This window comes from Yoonia sp. (assembly GCF_017854565.1).
Classification (GTDB): Bacteria; Pseudomonadota; Alphaproteobacteria; order Rhodobacterales; family Rhodobacteraceae; genus Yoonia.
Window position 1 is genome coordinate 59,123 of the sequence record NZ_JAFMHJ010000004.1, and the last position, 14,669, is coordinate 73,791.

15 protein-coding genes are annotated in these 14,669 nt (G+C 61.4%); 7 read left to right on the forward strand and 8 right to left on the reverse strand.

Translation table 11 applies throughout. The features are described from left to right. Positions 1–11: 11 nt before the first annotated feature. From QZ196_RS03455 to QZ196_RS03470, 4 genes are all read right to left on the reverse strand, one after another. Positions 12–1,601, reverse strand: coding sequence for an ATP-dependent DNA ligase (locus tag QZ196_RS03455; protein WP_296423920.1), 1,590 nt, complete (start codon positions 1,599–1,601; stop codon positions 12–14). Then, positions 1,598–2,611, reverse strand: a complete 1,014-nt coding sequence (locus QZ196_RS03460) for a ligase-associated DNA damage response exonuclease (protein ID WP_296424048.1) — start codon at positions 2,609–2,611, stop codon at positions 1,598–1,600. The genes QZ196_RS03455 and QZ196_RS03460 overlap by 4 nt, the downstream gene beginning before the upstream one ends. A gap of 231 nt (positions 2,612–2,842) precedes the next feature. Further along, positions 2,843–3,778, reverse strand: coding sequence for an alpha/beta hydrolase (locus tag QZ196_RS03465; protein ID WP_296423922.1), 936 nt, complete (start codon positions 3,776–3,778; stop codon positions 2,843–2,845). Between the two features lie 3 nt (positions 3,779–3,781). Beyond that, positions 3,782–4,072, reverse strand: a complete 291-nt coding sequence (locus QZ196_RS03470) for an SCP2 sterol-binding domain-containing protein (RefSeq protein ID WP_296423924.1) — start codon at positions 4,070–4,072, stop codon at positions 3,782–3,784. 73 nt (positions 4,073–4,145) lie between these two features. On the opposite strand from QZ196_RS03470, the gene QZ196_RS03475 reads away from it, so the two are divergent. The 6 genes from QZ196_RS03475 to QZ196_RS03500 all read left to right on the forward strand — a co-directional run bounded on the left by QZ196_RS03475 (position 4,146) and on the right by QZ196_RS03500 (position 9,647). Beyond that, positions 4,146–4,706 (forward strand): tetratricopeptide repeat protein, encoded by a 561-nt coding sequence (locus QZ196_RS03475; protein ID WP_296423926.1) that lies wholly within the window; start codon positions 4,146–4,148, stop codon positions 4,704–4,706. A 26-nt stretch (positions 4,707–4,732) separates the two neighbouring features. Then, positions 4,733–7,492, forward strand: coding sequence for a helicase-related protein (locus QZ196_RS03480; protein WP_296423928.1), 2,760 nt, complete (start codon positions 4,733–4,735; stop codon positions 7,490–7,492). Continuing rightward, the gene (locus tag QZ196_RS03485; protein ID WP_296423930.1) at positions 7,489–7,878 is read left to right on the forward strand and encodes an RNA-binding S4 domain-containing protein; all 390 of its coding nucleotides are present in this window, start codon (positions 7,489–7,491) and stop codon (positions 7,876–7,878) included. The genes QZ196_RS03480 and QZ196_RS03485 overlap by 4 nt, the downstream gene beginning before the upstream one ends. Positions 7,879–7,929: 51 nt before the next feature. Next, positions 7,930–8,265: a ferredoxin FdxA gene (gene fdxA / locus QZ196_RS03490; protein ID WP_296423932.1), complete on the forward strand. Its 336-nt coding sequence runs from the start codon at positions 7,930–7,932 to the stop codon at positions 8,263–8,265. Between the two features lie 221 nt (positions 8,266–8,486). Continuing rightward, positions 8,487–8,993 (forward strand): CarD family transcriptional regulator, encoded by a 507-nt coding sequence (locus QZ196_RS03495; RefSeq protein WP_296423934.1) that lies wholly within the window; start codon positions 8,487–8,489, stop codon positions 8,991–8,993. A gap of 225 nt (positions 8,994–9,218) precedes the next feature. After that, entirely contained in the window at positions 9,219–9,647 is a 429-nt protein-coding gene (locus QZ196_RS03500; RefSeq protein ID WP_296423936.1) for a cytochrome c, read from the forward strand. A gap of 18 nt (positions 9,648–9,665) precedes the next feature. Here the strand turns inward: QZ196_RS03500 and QZ196_RS03505 are convergent, their stop codons facing one another. Beyond that, positions 9,666–10,478, reverse strand: a complete 813-nt coding sequence (locus QZ196_RS03505; RefSeq protein ID WP_296424056.1) for a hypothetical protein — start codon at positions 10,476–10,478, stop codon at positions 9,666–9,668. Further along, positions 10,408–11,670 carry a phosphoribosylamine--glycine ligase gene (gene purD / locus QZ196_RS03510; protein WP_296423937.1) on the reverse strand — a complete coding sequence of 421 codons (1,263 nt, stop codon included), beginning with the start codon at positions 11,668–11,670 and terminating at the stop codon, positions 10,408–10,410. Before purD ends, QZ196_RS03505 begins: the two co-directional genes overlap by 71 nt. A 68-nt stretch (positions 11,671–11,738) precedes the next feature. Between purD and xseA the strand changes: the two genes are divergently transcribed. Next, positions 11,739–13,217 carry an exodeoxyribonuclease VII large subunit gene (gene xseA / locus QZ196_RS03515; protein ID WP_296423940.1) on the forward strand — a complete coding sequence of 493 codons (1,479 nt, stop codon included), beginning with the start codon at positions 11,739–11,741 and terminating at the stop codon, positions 13,215–13,217. Between the two features lie 10 nt (positions 13,218–13,227). On the opposite strand, the gene QZ196_RS03520 is transcribed toward xseA, so the two are convergent. Both QZ196_RS03520 and QZ196_RS03525 read right to left on the reverse strand, forming a co-directional pair. Then, the gene (locus QZ196_RS03520) at positions 13,228–13,614 is read right to left on the reverse strand and encodes a hypothetical protein (protein ID WP_296423942.1); all 387 of its coding nucleotides are present in this window, start codon (positions 13,612–13,614) and stop codon (positions 13,228–13,230) included. Then, complete coding sequence (locus tag QZ196_RS03525; RefSeq protein WP_296423943.1) at positions 13,607–14,611, reverse strand: alkane 1-monooxygenase; 1,005 nt, start codon at positions 14,609–14,611, stop codon at positions 13,607–13,609. The genes QZ196_RS03520 and QZ196_RS03525 overlap by 8 nt, the downstream gene beginning before the upstream one ends. Positions 14,612–14,669 lie beyond the last annotated feature (58 nt).

Here is a 14,669-nt window from a genome sequence, read left to right on the forward strand (position 1 = left end):
TGACCCGTGCGTCAGCCGAATGTGGCCAGCATTTCTTGCAGATCGGCCAAGGTATTCGCTTCGTGCACGGGTTTGTCGCGGCGCCAGCGCAACATACGCGGGAAACGCAGGGCAACGCCGGATTTATGCCGCGGACTTGGCTGGAGCCCCTCGAACGCGATTTCAAAGACATGCACGGGCGGGACCTGCCGGACGGGGCCGAATCGCTGCAATGTGTTCTTGCGGACCCAGGCGGTGATTTCGCGAAACTCTGCATCGGTCAGTCCGGAATAAGCCTTTGTAAATGGGACAAAGTTTTCACCGTCACGCACGGCGAACGTGTAGTCGGTGAACAGATTGGCCCGTCTGCCGTGACCGGCCTGGGCATAGATCAGCACGGCGTCGATGGTCAGCGGGTCGATCTTCCATTTCCACCAATCGCCCCGTTTGCGGCCCGCAAGATATGGGCTTTTCCGGCGCTTCAACATCAGGCCTTCGGCGCCGACCGCGCGCGACTGGGCGCGGGCATTGCGCAGGTCGTCCCAATTGGCAAAGGCGAGCGACGCCGACAGGCGAAGGGGCGCACCTTCGGGCGATTGATCCGTCAGCGTTTTCAAGAGCTTGCGCCGGTCAGTGAAGGGTAGCGCGCGGATGTCCTGACCATCGTGTTCCAGAATATCATAGGCCATCAGGATTGCGGGCGCATCGACCAGCAGCTTTCCGGGCACTGTCTTGCGCCCGATCCGTTTTTGCAGGGCATTGAAAGACAGTGGTTTTTCGTCCTTGTAGGCAAGGATTTCACCGTCGATCACGGTCCCGTCGGGCAGGTCATCCCGGAGCCGCGCGAGTTCGGGAAAACGGTCTGTCATCAGGTCTTCGCCACGGGACCACAGGTGCTGTTCGCCCCCCCGGATGATCAGCTGGCCCCGGATACCATCCCATTTCCGTTCGGCATTCCAGTCATCCGGCTGGCCCAGGTCATCAAGGCTATCCAGTTGATATGCCAAATAAAAAGGGTAGGGGCGCGACAGGTCTGCGGTGGGATCATCGGCCACGATCAGGCTGTCCCAGGTGGCCGTGTCGGGGGTCCAGTTGCCCATCAATTTATGGGCCAATCGCGGCTCGGGCTGGCCGGTGGATTGGGCAAGGGCACGGGTGATCAGCTTGGCGCTGACGCCGATGCGGAAACCGCCGGTCAGCAGCTTGGTGAACAAGAAACGCTGGGTCGTGGGCAGGCTGTCCCATGCTTGCAGAATACCGGTTTTTCGCGCCGCATCGTCCAGTGTTGAAAGATATTTTATGTAATTAATCCAATGGGAAAGCGGGATTTCTGTGGTTTGGGTCGGGGGCGGCAGGACCAGCGCGATCGTCTCAGCCAAGTCACCGACGATGCTGTAGCTTTCCGCGAACAGCCAATCGGGCAGGTTTGCCACCTCGGCGGCCCATTCGCGCAGGCGTGTGGCGGTGATGGTTCGCTTGGGGCGGCGGCCCGTAAAAAGCGCGATCGTCCAGAGCCGGTCATCAAGCGGCGCAGTGCCGAAATAGTCAGCGAGGGCGGCAATCTTGACGGTCGTTTTCGTGCTTTCGTCGATGTGGGCAAAGAGGGCGGCGAAGTCTTTCATTCTTCGATTTCCTTTGGGTTATCAAAGCCTTCACCCTGATAGTCGGTGCTGCCGACATGGGCGTCATAACCCTGTTCGCACAGCCAGCGCCGGAAGGTTGCGGTGTAGCCGTGTGTGGCAAATATTTTGGTCGCGCCGGTGGCTTTTATGGCCATGTTCAGGCCGTCCCAGTCGGCGTGATCCGAGACGATGAAACCCCGGTCGGCAGCACGTCTGCGCCGCACGCCGCGCAGAGCCATCCAGCCGCTGGCGAACGCAGTGGAGGCGGGGCCAAAGCGGCGCGCCCATGTGCTGTCGACGGCGCTTGGGGTTGCTAAAACCAAGGCGCCGGGGTGATTTTTGGCGTTTGTCTCCGCAGTGACACGAATTGTTTGAGGCAGAGTAACACCTTGATTTCGAATAACTTCGTTGGTGTTTTCAATGGCGGCGTGGGTCAGGATCGGGCCGATGTCGGGGTTCAGAAGGCGCAGCAGGCGTTGCGCCTTGCCCAAGGCGTAGGTACCAAGGATCGACGTGCGCCCGGCGGCGGCATTGGCCGCCCACCAATCATTGATCTGACCTGTCAGAATCGCTTGGGGGGTCCATGAAAAGACCGGCAGGCCAAAGGTGCATTCGGTAATAAAGGCATGACATTTAACGGGTGCGAACGGCGTGGAAAGACCATCGGCGACCGTCTTGTAATCGCCCGACACGACCCAGACCTGACCTTTGACTTCGACCCGGATCTGCGCCGAACCGGGGACGTGGCCGGCGGGATGGAACGACACACGCGCGTCGCCAATTTGCGTTTCACTTCCGTATGTTACGGTATCTACGCGGATATTGCCAAGTCGGTGTTTCATCACCGGAGCGGTGCCATCGGTGGCCAAATACGACCCCATGCCGGGGCGGGCGTGGTCGCTGTGGGCATGGGTGATCAATGCGCGGTCAACCGGGCGCCATGGGTCGATGTAGAAATCGCCTGCGGGGCAGTAGATGCCGCGATCTGTGAAGGTCAGAATATCGGTCATGGCGGTAATGATAGCGTGGTCTGCGGCGGGGTCACGCAACGCGCGGTGGGTCCGCCCTGGACTGCCGCGCCGCAGGGCGGAAATCATCTGTTAATGCGGGGGCTTTCGCGGCAAATGGCGATAAGGAACCCGTGTGAAAGCCGTACAGACCCTGTACGTACGTTTCGCCGTCATATGGCCCGTGAACGCGGCGTGCGGTGGATATGTGAACCGGTCGTTAAGGTTTGTGCGCTACCGATGGGCGTCAAAATAGGCGACCGTTTCATCGAGCAGCAAGGTGCGGACGGCAGGCGTATCCATCAGCATCTCGTGCAGGCCGCTGTCGATCACGCGCAGCGTGCCGGCGGGCCAGTTGGCCATGCGGTTGCGGATGCGCCGGGGATCGACAATCGCCTCTTGGCCACCCAGAAAGGTCAGGCAGGGGACGTGCGGCGTGGGCCGCAGGCTCAGCCGCTGCATTTCACGCAAGGATGTGTTCAGCCAGCGCAGCGAAGGGCCGCCAAGACCCAAATCAGGATGCGCATTCAATTGGGCGCGCATAACGTCGAACATCGGTTGATCCGTGGTCAGCATATTGGCGGCAAAATCAGTGCGCAGCACATAGGATTGTTCCGATTGCCCCGGCGCAAGCGCCTGATCAAAGCCCAGGGTTCGGCTGAGCGACGACAGGCCCCATGCGAATGGACGCAGGTGGGCGGACATCAAGATACCCCACATCGGCGCCGAAAACATGGCCGCCTGAATGTCGATCCCGTGCATCAGTGATCGCAGGCCGATGCAGCCGCCCATCGAATGGCCGATCATGAAATACGGTTTGGGCAGACCAAGTGCGGCAAGGTGGGTCATGACGACGGACACGTCATTTTGATAATCGGCGAAACGGCTGACATGGCCGATGGCGCGGTTCGGCGTCAAGCGATCCGCGATCCCTTGCCCGCGCCAGTCGATGGCGAGGGTGGCATAGCCGCGATCATGCAGCCCCTGCGCGGTCGGGCCATATTTTTCGACATATTCGGTGCGACCGGGAAAGATGACCACCGTGCCTTTGGCATCGGCCCGGTTCCAGTGACCCACGCGGATGCGCACTCCATCGGCGGTTTTCAGCCAATGGGCGGCGCCACCAACCGGCCCCTGCACGATATCGTCAAAAAATGGTGCGGTTTCCATGTCTTAGGATAGGACGCCGGCCAGCTTCATGGCTTGGCCCATGTCACCTTCGACGGAAAGCTTGCCAGTCATGAACGCGGTGGTCGGGTTCATCTCTCCGTCCAGGATCGCCTTGAAGGTTTCGGTGCTGGCGGTCAGGGACACGTCTGCGTCTTCGTCGCCGGCGTGGGCGCCATTTGCATCAATGATGATCGCGCCTTCGTCTTCGATTATAAACTTTGCGCTTCCGTCAAACCCGACGCCGTTCATTTTGGCATTCAGGGCGGCGACGGCTTCGTTTACGACTTCGCTCATGTATTTTGTCCTTCTTTATTAAAGTGGCGGCAAGGCCACTGGTGCTGGCCGCGCAGTGCGCTACATTAGGGTTATGAGCAAGCAGACACATCGCTTCAAATGTATCGTTACGGCACTTGTGCTGGTAGTAGGGGTTTCCTTACCTGCTTTTGCGCAACAAGCCACGCTGGACACGCTTTATCAAGAGCTGCTTGAGGCGGATGAGGCGAGTTATCCGCGCATCGAAAGCCGTATCGTCGCCCAGTGGGAAAAGAGCGGGTCGCCCGCGATGGATTTGTTGTTGCGCCGGGGCCAGGATGCCCTGGATGAGGGCGCGGCAGATATCGCGGTTGAACATTTCTCGGCGCTGGTAGATCACGCGCCGGAGTTCACCCAAGCCTATTACGGACGCGCGACGGCCTATTATGCGTTGGGGCTTGTTGGCCCCGCTTTGGATGATATCAGCACGGCGTTGCGTCAAAACCCGCGGCATTTCGAGGCGATCCGCGCCTTGGCTTTGCTGATGGAAGAGTTGCAGCGCCCCGATGATGCGCTGTCGCTTTATCGGATGATCCTCGCGATCAACCCGCAGTCGGCGGAAACGCAAGATGCGGTGAATAATCTGCTGTCACAGCGCGCGGGTCAGGCGCTTTAGCGTCTTGGCCCCAATCGGGGAATGATATGAAGCCTTCCCGGATTACGGCCGTTCTTGGCCCGACGAACACCGGCAAAACGCATTACGCGATCACGCGGATGCTGTCGTACCGCACGGGCGTGATCGGCCTGCCGCTGCGCCTGTTGGCGCGCGAGGTATATGACCGGATTGTTGCCATTCGCGGGCCGGGGGTCGTGGCGCTGATCACGGGGGAAGAACGAATCGTGCCGCCGCGCGCCGCGTTCTGGGTCTGCACGGTCGAGGCGATGCCCGAGGGGATGGGCTGTGATTTTCTGGCGGTGGATGAAATTCAGCTTTGCGCCGATCCAGAGCGCGGGCATGTGTTTACCGACCGTTTGATGCACGCGCGCGGCCTGCACGAGACGCTGTTTCTGGGGGCCGAGACGATGCGCGGCGCGATTGCGACGCTGATACCCGATGCGCAGTTCATGCGCCGGGAGCGGATGTCGCAGCTTAGCTATTCAGGTTCGAAAAAGATAAGCAGGATGCCCGCGCGGGCCGCTATCGTGGGATTTTCGGTTGAAAATGTCTATGCCATCGCAGAGCTGCTGCGCCGTACAAAGGGCGGTGCCGCGGTGGTGATGGGCGCGCTGTCGCCGCGCACCCGCAACGCGCAGGTCGAGATGTATCAAAATGGCGATGTCGATTATCTGGTGGCGACGGATGCGATTGGCATGGGCCTTAATCTGGACATTTCGCATGTCGCGTTTTCATCGCTGACCAAATTTGACGGTCGCCGGATGCGCCATTTGCAGCCCGATGAATTGGCGCAGATCGCGGGCCGCGCCGGGCGCTATATGGAAAACGGGACGTTTGGCGTCACCGGCGAGGCACCGCCGTTGGATGATGCGGTGGCCGAGGCGATCTGCAACCATCAGTTCCGGCCCGTGGCCAAGTTGCAGTGGCGCAACAGCCGGTTACAGTTCGGGTCGGTCAAGCGGCTGATCCAGACATTGGAAACGCGCACCGACGACCCATGGCTGACCCGCGTGCGCGAGAGCGATGACCTTGCCGCGCTCAAGGCGCTGTCCGCCGATGCGGAGGTCGCGGCGCGGGCCACGGACGGCCCATCGGTCAAATTGCTGTGGGACGTTTGCCGAATTCCCGATTTTCGTGGTATAAGCAAAGGTGAGCATGCCAGCCTGCTGACGCAGATTTTCAATGACCTGCACCAGCTTGGGCATGTTTCGGCCAATTGGTTCGGATTGCAGGTGCGCCGTATTGACCGCATTGATGGGGACATTGATACGCTGTCAAAAAGGCTCGCTTACATCCGCACGTGGACGTATGTTGCGCAGCGCAACGGGTGGTTGATTGACGAATCTCATTGGCGTGATGAGACGCGCGCTGTAGAAGACCGATTATCGGATGCGCTACATGGCGCGTTGACACAAAGATTTGTGGACCGGCGGACAAGCATTCTGCTTCGCCGGCTCAAACAGAAGGAGAGCCTTTTGGCTGACGTGAACGAAAAGGGTGAAGTGACTGTCGAGGGCGAATTCGTCGGACGGTTAGAAGGGTTTCGCTTCCGTATGGATAAAGCGGGCAGTCCGGACGAGGCCAAGACATTGCGTCAGGCCTCATTTCAGGCGTTGGTGCCGCAGTTCCATCTGCGCGCCGATCGGTTTTATAACGCGCCCGATCCCGAGATTGATTTTACCGAACAAGGTGGCCTGATGTGGGGCGATCAGGCGGTTGGCAAACTGGTTGCCGGGTCTGATCCGTTCAAGCCGGGCATCGAGGCGTTTGTCGACGAAGAGGCCGGCCCCGATGTGACAGCCAAGGTGCAACGGCGTCTGCAACATTTCATCGACCGCAAGGTCGCGGCGGGGTTCGAGCCGCTTTTGGCGCTGAAGAATGATGAGACGCTGACAGGTGCCGCCAAGGGCTTTGCGTTTCGGATGGCCGAAAGTTTTGGCATCCTGCCGCGTGGCGATGTGGCTGACGAGGTCAAGGCGCTGGATCAAGAGGCGCGCGGCGCATTGCGCAAGCATGGCATCCGCTTTGGTCAGTTCACGATCTTTTTGCCTCTGGTGCTCAAGCCTGCGCCGACCCGGTTGCGGCTGGTGCTTTGGTCGTTGGCCAAAGGCTTGCAGGAATTCCCCGAAAGCCCGCCCCCCGGTCTGGTAACGGTGCCCGCCGCCAAAGATGCGGTGCCGGGCTATTATGCCATGGCGGGCTACCGTGCTGCCGGTGATCGTGCGATCCGGATTGATATGCTGGAACGGCTGGCCGACATGCTGCGCGACAAAGACAGCCGTGGTGGTTTTGAAGCGAACGCAGATATGCTGTCGATCACGGGCATGACGCTGGATCAGTTCGCCGATCTAATGGCCGGTCTGGGCTATAAGGCTGAAAAGGCCGAGCGGGCAAAGATCAAAGCGGCCCGTCCGCCAGCCGAGACACCGCCCCCGGCCCCCGAAGAAATGCCCGATGACGCGCCGTCTGAAACACCTGCGGAAGCGCCGCAGGAAACGCCGGCCGATCCGCCGTCTGAAACGCCCGTCGATGTGCCGCAGGAAATACCCGACACACCCGAGATGGAGGCGTATTACACCTTTACCTGGGGTGGGCGTGCGCCCCGCGCGGCGCGGCCCGCAGTGTCGGATAAACCCCGCAGCAAGGGCAAGCCAAAGCCGCGCGGCAAGCCGCAACAGCGTGGTGATGACAAGCCGCAGACCTTTGCGGCCAAGCCCAAGCGTGAAAAGCAGATTGATCCCGATAACCCATTCGCCGCCGCGTTGGCGGGGTTCAACAAGGGTTGACCGACGCCCCCCGGCAAACGATTCGGCTGGATAAATGGCTGTGGCAGGCGCGGTTTTTCAAATCGCGCAGCCTGGCCGCCGGGGTGGTGTCTGCGGGCAAGGTCCGGATGAATGGCCAATTGGTCAGCAAACCGGCCCGCGCGGTCGGCGCTGGTGACGTTTTGACGTTCGTGCAGGCGACCGAAACCAAGGTCGTGCGGATCATTGCGTGCGGCGTGCGGCGCGGCCCGGCACCCGAGGCGCAGACGTTATACGCGGATATGTCACCTGTGGTGGAACGCCGTCCCTATAATCCGGGGTCTGACAGGAAAGGCCGCCCGACAAAGAAGGATCGGCGGGATATGATGACGCACCGTGCGGGCGACGGGTCTTTCGACCTTGAATGACGCTGGCGTCTATTCTAGCAAGTCAGGCGAAGTCCCTTCGAAAGACGCCTTATGACCTATATCGTCAACGACAATTGTATCGCCTGTAAATACACCGACTGCGTCGAGGTATGCCCTGTGGATTGTTTCTACGAGGGTGAAAACATGCTGGTGATCCATCCCGACGAATGTATCGACTGCGGCGTCTGCGAACCTGAATGCCCCGCCGATGCAATCCGCCCGGACACCGAGCCGGACATGGAGAAGTGGGTTGAATTCAACCGCAAGTATTCCGAAATGTGGCCTGTGATCATCACCAAGAAAGACCCGCTGCCCACGGCAGAGGAGATGGACGGCAAGGACGGCAAGATGGAGCTGTTTTCCGAAGCCGCAGGCGAGGGCGGCTGATTCGCGGCTCCGCCCTGCGCCACGGGGGCGAAACGCCTGTTTTTATGGGATTATGGCGTATGTTGCGCCATGCTTCCAGAACGACCAGTTTTGTGGTATGGTGACGCCAATGCCGCGAATAAATTGATCCATTGTGCCGACCCGAGTTTTCCGACGGAGACATCATGTCACCGGCGGTTTTTGTGTCGGGTATATGTGTGGGTCGCCATGGAAGGACCATCATGAGCAAGAAGAAAAACGATTTTAGCCCCAACGAGTTTGTTGTGTATCCAGCACACGGCGTTGGCAAGATAATCTCGATTGAGAAGCAAGAAGTCGCCGGGTTCGAGCTGGAGCTTTTTGTGATCTCGTTTGAGAAGGACAAAATGACCCTGCGCGTCCCGACGCATAAGGCCACGGATGTAGGCATGCGCGCGCTGGCGACACCCGATGTGGTGGCCCATGCGATGAAGACGCTGCGTGGCAAGGCCAAGGTCAAAAAGGCCATGTGGTCGCGCCGGGCGCAAGAGTACGAGCAAAAGATCAACTCGGGCGATCTGATCGCCATTGCCGAGGTGGTCCGCGACCTCCACCGTCAGAATGACCAGCGCGAGCAGAGCTATTCCGAGCGGCAGCTTTACGAGGCCGCGTTGGAGCGTCTGACCCGTGAATTCGCCGCCGTTTCCGGCGATGGCGAGACCGCCGCAGGTCACGAGATCACATCTGTTCTGATCGGCCGCGCTGCGTAGGCACTGCGTCTGAACGTCCAATGAAAGCCGCGCCTGAAAGGGTGCGGTTTTTTGTTTTGGACGATCATCTACATGTCTGGTGGCCATTGGGAAGGTCGTGCCCTTGGGTGATGTGCCGTCAGATTAGCCGCGCCTGACGTGGCCGGATTGAGGCATGTCAATTCGCCAGCGCCGCCTGTGGGCTACCCTCGGAGGCAAGTTAACCAAGTGAGGGAGGACCATGTGATGCGCAGGATCAGTCCGGCATTCATCGCGGCCATGACAGTCATGGCCTCAGCAACGGCGGCCCAATCGCAGGGCATGTCGTTCGGCGAGTTCGAGTATCAAAACAGCTGTGTTGCGTGCCACGGCGCATCGGGTAAAGGCGACGGTCCGGTGACCGATTTCCTGTCCGGCGCGGTCCCCCCGGACCTGACCGTTCTGCAACAGAATAACGGCGGCGTGTTCCCGGTGGCTGCGGTATACGACATCATCGTCGGCACCGACACGGCAAGCGCGCACGGCACCAGAGATATGCCAATCTGGGGCAACCGTTTTCGCCAAAGGGTAACGGAGTCGGATGATGGGAACTTTTCACCGCTGGCCACGGAGCGCTATGTCAATGCGCGTGTGCTGGCGTTGACGGAATATCTGGCCAGCATCCAAGTGCCATAATCCGCCGCAGATGGCGCTTTAGCTGCGGTCTTGGCCGATGGCCATTTCGGGCAAGACCTGCGCGAGTTTGTTGATCACCAGGGCGTTCCATGTGTCGTTCCCGTGCAGCACATCATCCGCCGCAAAATCCGCGCGCAGCGTGCCGGTTTCGTCGCATGTATCGCCATGCGTGTCTAGGACGGTGACACCCATCCGCGTCATTTCGGCGTGCATATAGCCGTCATAGGCCAGCCACGGCGCCGGGTGTTCATCCGGTATCCGCGCGGGCGCAGGCACAAAGACCACCGTGCGGCCTGATGTCACGAGGTGGCGGTGGAAATCAAGGTAGGGGGCGCAAAAAGAGCCAAGCAACGCGCGCAGCATTTTCCCCGAATATTGCGGCGCGGCCTGATCTTGGGTGCGAAAGCCAGCGGCATGCGTGCGGTAAAAGCGATGCGTCGCCGATCCCAGCGTGGACACGATTGGCCCCCGACCCGCGATGATCGCCTGTAGCTGGGTGTCCAGCCGCGCGCGGGCGTTCAACATCGCATCGCGGCGCGGCCCGTCAAGGCGCGGAAAGATCGACAGCAGGTCGCCTTGGGCGATGTGCAGCCGGTCATCGGCGATGGTGCAGAACTGTCCGGCGAAATGCTTGGACGGCGCAACCATACTGGCGGCAAAGCGCAGGCGCGGGGCCAGATATTGGCGCAGGATATTGGCATGGGAATCGCCAATCAGCGCCACATCAATCACAGGTGGCAACGCGCGCGGTTGCCCCATGTCACAGCGCCCGCCAGCCGATGTCAGACCGATAGAACCCGCCCGGCCAATCGACCGTCTGGGCCATGGCATAGGCTTTTTCGTGGGCTTCTTCCAAGGTCGCGCCACGGGCCGTCATCCCAAGAACGCGGCCGCCGGTGGCGATGATCTGCCCGTCCTTTTCCGCCGTGCCTGCGTGGAACACCATGTGAAAGCTATTTTCGGGTTGCTGGTGCAGGCCATTGATCACGGACCCGTTTGTGTAGGCACCGGGATAGCCGTTGGCGGCCATCACGATGGTCAGCGCGTGGTCATCGGCCCAGTTCACCTGCACCTCATCCAGCCGCTGTTCGGCGCAGGCCTGTAGCAGGTCGAGGATTTGCCCGCCCAGCCGCATCATCAGAACCTGACATTCGGGATCGCCAAAGCGGACGTTATATTCAACCAGCCGGGGTTGCCCGTTCTTGATCATCAGGCCGGTGAACAGCACCCCCTGAAACGGCGTGCCGCGACGGGCCATTTCATCCATCGTCGGCTGGACGATTTCAGTGATCGCCTTTTGGGTGATCGCATCGGTCATCACGGGGGCCGGGGAATAGGCGCCCATGCCGCCGGTGTTCGGCCCGGTGTCGCCATCGAAGGCGCGTTTGTGATCCTGGGCGGTGCCGATGGGCAGCACGGTTTTCCCGTCGCAAAGCAGAAAGAACGATGCTTCTTCGCCCTCCATGAATTCTTCGATCACCACCTCGGCACCCGCGTCGCCAAAGCTGCCGTCGAACATGTCGTCGATGGCGGCAAGCGCTTCGTCCAGTGTCATTGCGACGATGACGCCTTTGCCTGCGGCCAGACCGTCGGCCTTGACCACGATGGGCGCGCCCTGTGCGCGGATATAGGCGCGCGCGGCCTCGGCATCGGTGAAATGCGCGTAGCCTGCGGTGGGCGCATTCGCGGCGGCGCACAGTGCCTTGGTAAAGGATTTCGAGGCCTCGAGCTGGGCTGCGGCAGCCGAGGGGCCAAACACCAGCAGGCCTGCCGCGCGCAAACGGTCCGCGACACCGGCGGCAAGCGGGGCTTCGGGGCCGATGATCACGAAATCAACCGCGTTTTCTTCGGCGAATGTGGCGACGGCATCGCCATCGAGGATATTGATGTCCGCACATTCGGCGATGGCCGCAATGCCTGCGTTACCGGGTGCGACGATCAGCCGGTCGCATTTCGGGTTCTGTTTGATGGCCCATGCAAGGCTATGTTCACGCCCACCGCTGCCTAAGATCAAAATGTTCATCACGTCCCCGCTTGGCCTTTGGTTGGGGGCGTTCTAAGGTTGCACGCGATAGACCACAAGGGCAGTCCATGGACCTTTTTGACGACGCTACCCCCGTTGACAACACGCCGGAATTTACCGTGTCCGAGATTTCAGGCGCGGTGAAGAAGGCGATTGAGGGCGGATTTTCCCATGTCCGGGTGCGCGGCGAGGTGGGCCGCGTGTCGCGCCCGGGTTCGGGGCATCTGTATCTGGACCTGAAAGATGACCGATCTGTCCTGTCGGCGGTGATCTGGAAAGGCCGTGCGCAGGGGCTGGCGCATCGGCCCGAAGAGGGGATGGAGGTGATTGCCACGGGCAAGCTGACCACATTCCCCGGTCAGTCGAAATATCAGATGGTGATCGAGGATATCGTGCCTGCGGGTGCGGGCGCGCTGATGGCGATGCTGGAAAAGCGCAAGGCCGCGCTGGCCGCCGAGGGGCTTTTTGCCCCCGAGCGCAAAAAGCCGCTGCCGTATCTGCCCGAGATTATCGGCGTCATCACGTCGCCTTCGGGGGCTGTGATCCGCGATATCCTGCACCGGCTGCGGGATCGGTTCCCGCGCAAGGTTCTGGTCTGGCCCGTGGCCGTGCAGGGGCAGAAATGTGCGCCCGACGTGGCCGCCGCGATTGCCGGGTTTAACCGGCTGACACCCGGCGGGGCGTTGCCGCGCCCGGATTTGTTGATCGTGGCGCGCGGCGGTGGATCGCTCGAGGATCTGTGGGGGTTCAACGAAGAGATTGTCGCGCGCGCGGCGGCCGCGTCGGAGATTCCGCTGATATCGGCGGTGGGCCACGAGACGGACACCACGCTGATTGATTTCGTGTCCGATATGCGCGCGCCGACGCCCACGGCTGCGGCAGAGCTGGCCGTGCCGGTGCGGATGGAATTGCTGGCTTGGGTGGACCAGCAGGGCGCACGGTTAAGCCGGGCCTTGTCGACCGGGGTGCAGCAGCGCCGGCAGCGCGTGCGCGATTTGGGTCGCGCCCTGCCACAGGTCGAGACATTGGTCGAAGGCCCCCGGCAACGGCTGGATTATCTGGGCGAACGGTTGCCGGTTGCGTTGCGCACGGCGGCGGCGCGCAAGCAATTGCAACTGTCCGAGGCGGCGTTGCGTCCGGGGATATTGTCACGCCGCGTGGCCGAGGATCGGCGGCGGTTGGACGCTTTGGCGGGCCGTCTGGTGCCTGCATTGCAACGCAGGTCACGCGATGGTGCTGCGGCGCTGGAACGGGCGGGCCGGGGGTTGCGCGCGGAGGTCTTGCAGGACCGGGTCGCCCGGCAGAGCGAGCGGTTGGACGTCTTGTTGCGCCGTCTGTCAGATCGCGCGTCGCGCCAGCAGGCCGAACGGGTGGCCAGGCTTGACGCGCTTGATCGGCTGCACGAGACCTTGGGCTATGTCGAAACGCTCAAACGGGGCTATGCGGTGGTGCGTGGCGATGGTGCCGTGGTCACCTGTGTCGCTGCGGCTGAAAACGCCGCCCGGCTCGAGATCGAATTTGCCGATGGCCGCGTGTCGGTGAAATAGCGCGGCCCGCCTATGACGACAGGTCGTTGCAGATCAACGGGTCTTCGCGGTCGGGGATTTCGTAGATGACGGTGTTATTTGGCCGGGTCATATAGACGCCGCGCATCCCGTCTGGGTCATTGAACATCACCCAGCATTTATGTTCGGGGTCGCCGTCGTAGCGAAAGCAGATGCTGCCTTTGCTTTCGAACCAAATGCCATATTTGCAGGTCCCATCAAAGGCCGACCACATCACGCGGCGTCCGGGCAGATACCGTTCGATGCCGTAGGATGGGTTTTGTGATGTGCCGAATGTGATTGTGCGCCCGCTGACATGGGCGTCAAATTCCGCCGCGCTCATGATGTCCTGGGCGGTGGCGGGGGTGGCCAGTGCCAGGCAAACAAGCAAACTACGCATCACGCCACCGGGCCGCGCAGGGGTCCATGATCCGCCGCCACAGGGGCGGGATCAGCGCGATACCGGCCATCAGCGGCAGGGGTCTTGGCAGCATCGGGGCGTCCTTTGGCAGGGTCAGCGCGGGATAGGGCCGTGCGGGGTGGGCGTGATGGTCGGAATGTCGGGTCGCGTTCAGCAGCAGCGCAGATGAAAACCAATGCGGGCTGTTCCAGCTGTGTCGGGGGCCGACGGGGTGCGGTTTGCCGTCTGCGCCCGTGCCGCGCATCAGACCGTAATGCTGGACGTAATCGGACAGCAGCAGTTGCATCTGCGCGTAACCCGCAAGCGCGACATACGCGATCAGGGCGCGCCTGCCACCGGTCATGTATGCGCCCAGCAGCAACAAAGCCGCACCGCCGATGTAGATCACATAGGGGGTATGCCATGCGGCACGCTTGATGCGGCGCAGGCGCGCGGCCTCGGCGGTGTAGCCCTTGCGGAACGAACCGACCCACGCCCGCAGCGCAAAGCGATAAAAGCTTTCGCCGCGCCGCGATGTATTGGGGTCTGCCGGGGTGGCGACATGGCGGTGATGCACCAGCACATGCGCCGAGGTGTGATGCCCGAACAGCAATGTAATATAGACCCACATCCCCAGCCGGTGCAGCGGTCGGGCCCCCCGGTGGATCAGTTCATGGGCATTGGCGTTGCTGACCTGCCCGAAAAACAACCCCGCTGCAAAGAAAAGGCCGGTTTTTTCCACGGGCGTCAGGGCGTGCCCCGCCAATGCGGCCACGGACAACACCAGCAGACCAAAGTGGGCGATGGCCAATGTCACGGCAAGCGTGTCGCCTGACGGGAATGCGCTGTCGGGCGGGATGTGCCGGACCATCCGGTCCAGCGCGCCGGTGAACGCGGTCAGGTATAGAACGGCAAGCGCGATCCAGACGCCGCCCTGCACTGCGCCCACGGCGATCAGGCCCACAGGCGCGAGCGTTGCGATCGTGAAAAGGCGCATTTGGGTCGTCATGTTTCGGATAGTTAACACGGGTTTCCCGGTTGGGCAGGATTAAATG